Annotated in this window: 5 protein-coding genes; all 5 read left to right on the forward strand. The window is 54.4% G+C overall.

The window, feature by feature from the left end; genetic code table 11:
• Nucleotides 1-154: 154 nt before the first annotated feature.
• Nucleotides 155-2,470, forward strand: coding sequence for a DUF4962 domain-containing protein (locus ABF287_RS05040; RefSeq protein ID WP_347183923.1), 2,316 nt, complete (start codon nt 155-157; stop codon nt 2,468-2,470).
• 9 nt (nt 2,471-2,479) lie between these two features.
• Complete coding sequence (locus tag ABF287_RS05045; RefSeq protein WP_347183924.1) at nt 2,480-2,812, forward strand: cupin domain-containing protein; 333 nt, start codon at nt 2,480-2,482, stop codon at nt 2,810-2,812.
• A gap of 28 nt (nt 2,813-2,840) precedes the next feature.
• Complete coding sequence (locus tag ABF287_RS05050; RefSeq protein ID WP_347183925.1) at nt 2,841-3,722, forward strand: NAD(P)-dependent oxidoreductase; 882 nt, start codon at nt 2,841-2,843, stop codon at nt 3,720-3,722.
• 21 nt (nt 3,723-3,743) lie between these two features.
• Nucleotides 3,744-4,487 (forward strand): glucose 1-dehydrogenase, encoded by a 744-nt coding sequence (locus ABF287_RS05055; protein ID WP_347183926.1) that lies wholly within the window; start codon nt 3,744-3,746, stop codon nt 4,485-4,487.
• Nucleotides 4,488-4,499: 12 nt separating this feature from the next.
• Nucleotides 4,500-5,086, forward strand: a 587-nt coding sequence (locus ABF287_RS05060) for a PfkB family carbohydrate kinase (RefSeq protein ID WP_347183927.1), incomplete at its 3' end; no start/stop codon positions are given.

A 5,086-nucleotide genomic window follows, 5' to 3' on the forward strand; every position in this document is an offset into this window, starting at 1 on the left:
GTGGGACGACTACATGGCCACACTCGACAAGATGGGCTTCAACGACGTTCTGGCCGCGATGCAATCTGCATACGACCGTCAGTACAACTAAACCAACTGGGGCGGCATTCGGTGCCGCCCCGACCCCACCAGTTTTACGCAGGAATTCTGATCTATGTCGGCCAACATGCTTCCCCTTCTCGACGAGCCAAAAGCAGGGCGTTTGACTATTCAATATAGTCCGACTGCCGACACAGATGTTACAGAAAACCCGCCCCGTTTCATGTGGATTCCGGTGGTTGATGATGATGCGCGCTATGTGCTGCGCCTCTCAACCGATCGAACATTTCCCGAAGGCAAAACGCAGCAGTTCACCGATCTGCCGTTGAACTTCTTCACCCCTGATACCATACTTGCGCCTGCAGATTACCACTGGTCTTATGCCACATGGGACGGCGACGCTGTGACCAGCACATGGAGCACACCACGCAGTTTCACGATCGTAGAAGGCTTGGCCGAAACGCCCCTGCTGGCACGTAATGAGCGTCTGAAAAACGCAGCGATGGACCACCCACGCCTGTGGATGACCAACGACCGTTTGGGCGATTTCATGGATGCTGTGAAGGCAGATCCCGATCACTGCACATGGTCCACGTTTCACGAAAAGTCCGTGGCACCATGGATGGACCGCGACATCATTCGCGAACCTGCAGGATATCCCAACCACCAGCGAACGCCCCCAATCTGGAGACAAACCTATATCGATCTGCAAGAGGTCTGGTACGCGATCCGCCATCTTGCCATTGGAGGCAAAGTCACCGGCGACGCCGCCATGACCGTCCGCGCAAAAGAGTGGCTGCTAGAAGTCGCAAGCTGGGACCCGATGGGCGTAACATCGCGCGCCTATACCGATGAATGGGCCTACCGCGTTTGTAATGCGCTGGCGTGGGGCTACGACTGGTTGCATGACCAGCTGTCCGAGGAAGAGCGCACAATCGTCCGTGCCGCGTTGCTAGAACGCACCCGTGACATCGCTGAACACGCGATTCTGAATGCCAAAATCCATCTGTTCCCGTATGATAGCCACGCAGTACGCTCAGTGTCATTGGTGATCGTGCCCGCCTGCATTGCTCTGCTGGGTGACGACGAAGATGACGAAGCGCGCGACTGGCTGAACTACTGCATCGAATTCCTGTCTACCGTCTATTCGCCATGGGGCGACAGCGATGGAGGCTGGGCCGAGGGCACGCATTACTGGATGATGGGCATCGCCTATTTGATCGACGCGGCGAACAGATTGAAGTCCTACACGGGGCTTGATCTATACAAACGTCCGTTCTTTCAAAACACGGGCGATTTCCCGCTTTATTGCAAGGCACCGAATACACGCCGCGCCACCATGGGTGACGATAGCACCATGGGTGATCTACCTTGCGTGAAAACCGGCCTGAACCTGCGTCAATTCGCAGGGGCTACTGGCAATGGTGCATATCAATGGTATTGCGACGAAAACTTGCGCACAAACCCAGGCACAGAAATGGCGTTTTATAACTGGGGTTGGTGGGATACGAATTTCGATGAACTCGTGTTCCAAACCGACTTCCCAGTGGTCCCTGCTACCCCACCTGAAAGCGGCCTACGCCACTTCAAAGGCATCGGTTGGGTCGGCGTGCAACACGCGATGGACAATCCCGACAGCCATGTTCACTTCGTATTCAAGTCGTCACAGTTCGGATCAATAAGCCACAGCCACGGTGATCAAAACTCTTTCTGCATGTCCGCCTTTGGCGAGGACATGGCGATCCAGTCAGGGCATTACGTCGCCTTCAACTCGTCCATGCACCAGTCTTGGCGACGCCAGACGCGGTCAAAAAACGCGATCTTAATCAATGGCAAAGGGCAGTATGCAGAAAAGGACAAGTCCAAGGCCATGGCTGCAACTGGCAGCATCCTTGCCGCCGAAACCCACGACGATCACTACCTCATCCGCGGCGATGCTACAGGTGCTTACCAAAGCCTATCGCCCGAGGTCACCCGCGCCGAGCGCGAAATTTACTTTGTGCGCAATTCCTATTTCGTGATCATCGATAAGGTTGATGCAGAGACACCTGTTACCATCGACTGGCTGCTGCACGCCAACAATCCTTATGATCTGGGCAAATCATCGTTCCGTAATACTGGAGAAAAGGCTGGATTCTACGGCCAAGTTGTGTGGTCCGAAGCTGGCAAACCGCAAATCAGCCAAGAGACTGGCTATGCCGATGTCAATCCCGCTGATTACGAAGGACTGCCTGTTAGCACAGTGCTGAAAGCGCATTATCCCGCCGCGACGCGCCATCGGATTGCAACGCTTTTGGTGCCCTATAAGCTCGATGCACCAAAGCGGATTTTCAACTTCATGGATGATCAGGGCTATGACGCTGATCTGTATTTCACCGACCCCGAAGAACACACCTTCCGCGTCGTGATGAAGAAACTCGCCAATAGCTAAGGACCGAAAATGACTGTGAGAAACCACTTCCCCGGACAAGACGGCAAACTGGAAACAGTGGCCGATGGTCTGTCACGCAAAATAGGCGCGCATAACGACAATCTGATGATCGTCGAAGTGCATTTCGACGCGGGCACCACCGCGCCACTGCATCACCATATACACGAACAAATTACCTATGTGATGTCCGGCAAATTTGAATTCACCGTGGGCGATGATACCTACGTCGTGAGCGCTGGCGACTCGCTTTATAAACAACCCAACATCGAACATGGCGCGACCTGCCTTGAGGCTGGCACGCTTTTGGATGTCTTTACGCCGCGACGCGAAGACTTCCTTTGATCACACATAACGTAACGGAGCATTTATCATGACCAAACCAGTAATCGGCTTTATCGGCCTTGGCCTCATGGGCGGCAATATGGTCGAAAACCTGCAAACACGCGGGTACGAAATGGTCGTGATGGGACGCAAACAAGAAGCGCTTGATGCCGTCATGGCACGAGGGAATGCGCGGATTGCGACGACTCCCAAGGAAATGGCAGAGGCCTGCGATATCGTCATGCTGTGCGTTACAACATCCGAAGTTGTCGAAAGCTTGATCTACGGCGACGACGGCATTTTAGCGGGCATCAAAGAGGGCGCAACTGTTATTGATTTTGGCACATCCGTCCCTGCATCGACGCGCAAAATCGGCGCCGATTTAGCTGCCAAGGGTGCGGGCATGATCGACGCTCCATTGGGCCGCACGCCCGCGCATGCCAAGGACGGATTGCTCAACATCATGGCAGCCGGCGACCAAGCCACATATGACAAGGTCAAACCGGTTCTCGACGACCAAGGCGAAAACGTATTCCACCTTGGCGCTTTGGGCGCGGGTCATGTGACCAAACTGATCAACAACTTCATGGGCATGACTACCGTCACCGCCATGAGCCAAGCCTTTGCCGTCGCTGACCGTGCAGGCGTTGACCGCGCGCAATTGTTCGACATTATGTCCGCCGGCCCATCAAATTCACCTTTCATGGGCTTCGCCAAGAAATACGCGGTCGATAACGTCAGCGACCTTGGTTTCTCGCTTAATAACGCGAACAAAGACTTGGGCTATTTCCTGAAGATGGTCGAAGACATGGGCAGCCGCGCTGAGATCGCGGAAGGCACGTCCAACAACCTGCAGGCGGCGGTAGACGCAGGCATGGGTGATGGTAATGTGCCAGAAATCTTTGACTACTTTATGACGCTAAAAAGTTAAATCACACCAAAGGACGTGACAATGAAACTTGCTGGAAAAACAGCCATCATAACTGGTGGCGGACGTGATATTGGTGCCGCAGCGGCCAAAAAACTTGCCGCTGCAGGCGCGAATGTCGCTCTTAGCTATTTCGAAAGCTCTCAAGGCGCAGACACCGTTGTCGCTGAAATCACGGCTGCTGGAGGCAAAGCGATTGCTGTGCAAGCTGACCTAAACGTCCAAGAAGGCGTCGATAAATTGGTCAAGGCTACAGTCGATACATATGGTGCCATTGACGTGTTGGTGAACAATGCAGGCGGGTTGGTGGCACGCAAAACCATGGCCGAAATGGATCTTGCCCATTGGAACAAGGTGATGTCCCTCAACCTAACAAGCACGTTCATGATGACCAAGGCGTGTTTGGAGCATATGACTAAAGGCGTAATTGTGAACCTTGCGTCTCAAGCGGGCCGCGATGGCGGCGGCCCCGGTTCATTGGCTTACGCAACGTCCAAGGGCGCGGTGATGACGATGACACGCGGGCTTGCCAAAGAAGTTGGACCAGACGTGCGGGTCAACGCACTGTGCCCCGGTATGATCGACACAGATTTCCACAACATCCATACTCCAGACGCTGGCCGTCGTGGGTTTGAGGCGAACGCACCGATGAAGCGCCAAGGCCACGTAGACGATGCCGCGAACCTGATCGTGTTTCTTGCAACAGACGATAGCGCGTTCATTACAGGCACAAATATCGACTTGAATGGCGGCATGCTGTTTTCTTAGAAAGGTCACGTGATGCGCTTTTTGGCGATTGGCGAATGCATGGCCGAACTGGCCCCGACGGATGTCGATGATGATTTGCGGCTGGGTTTCGCGGGCGATACATTCAACACGGCGTGGTATCTTGCGCGCTGTGCGCCGGACTCGCAGGTGTCTTACCTGACCGTTCTAGGCGACGATGCGATATCGCAAAAGATGGCGGCCTTCATGCGCGATAACCGCATTGATGACCGTTTCGTGCAAATTGCAACGGGACAAACTGTCGGGCTTTATATGATCACGCTGGATCAAGGCGAGCGCAGCTTTTCCTACTGGCGCGGCCAGTCCGCAGCCAAGGCGCTGGCAGATGATTTGGCGGCGTTGGATGCGGCAATGGATGCGTCTGATCTGATCTATTTCTCAGGCATCACATTGGCGATTTTACCCCCTAAGGGCCGCAAAGCGTTGTTAGCTACGGCGCAAAAGGCCCGCGCTATGGGCAAGATCATCGCCTTTGATCCAAACCTTCGACCACGATTGTGGGCGTCCAGCGCAGAAATGACAGATACCATCATGCAAGCCGCCGCAGTCAGCGATATCGTTTTACCGTCCTTCGAGGACGA

It is taken from the genome of Pacificibacter sp. (assembly GCF_039769035.1).
Lineage (GTDB): Bacteria > Pseudomonadota > Alphaproteobacteria > Rhodobacterales > Rhodobacteraceae > Celeribacter.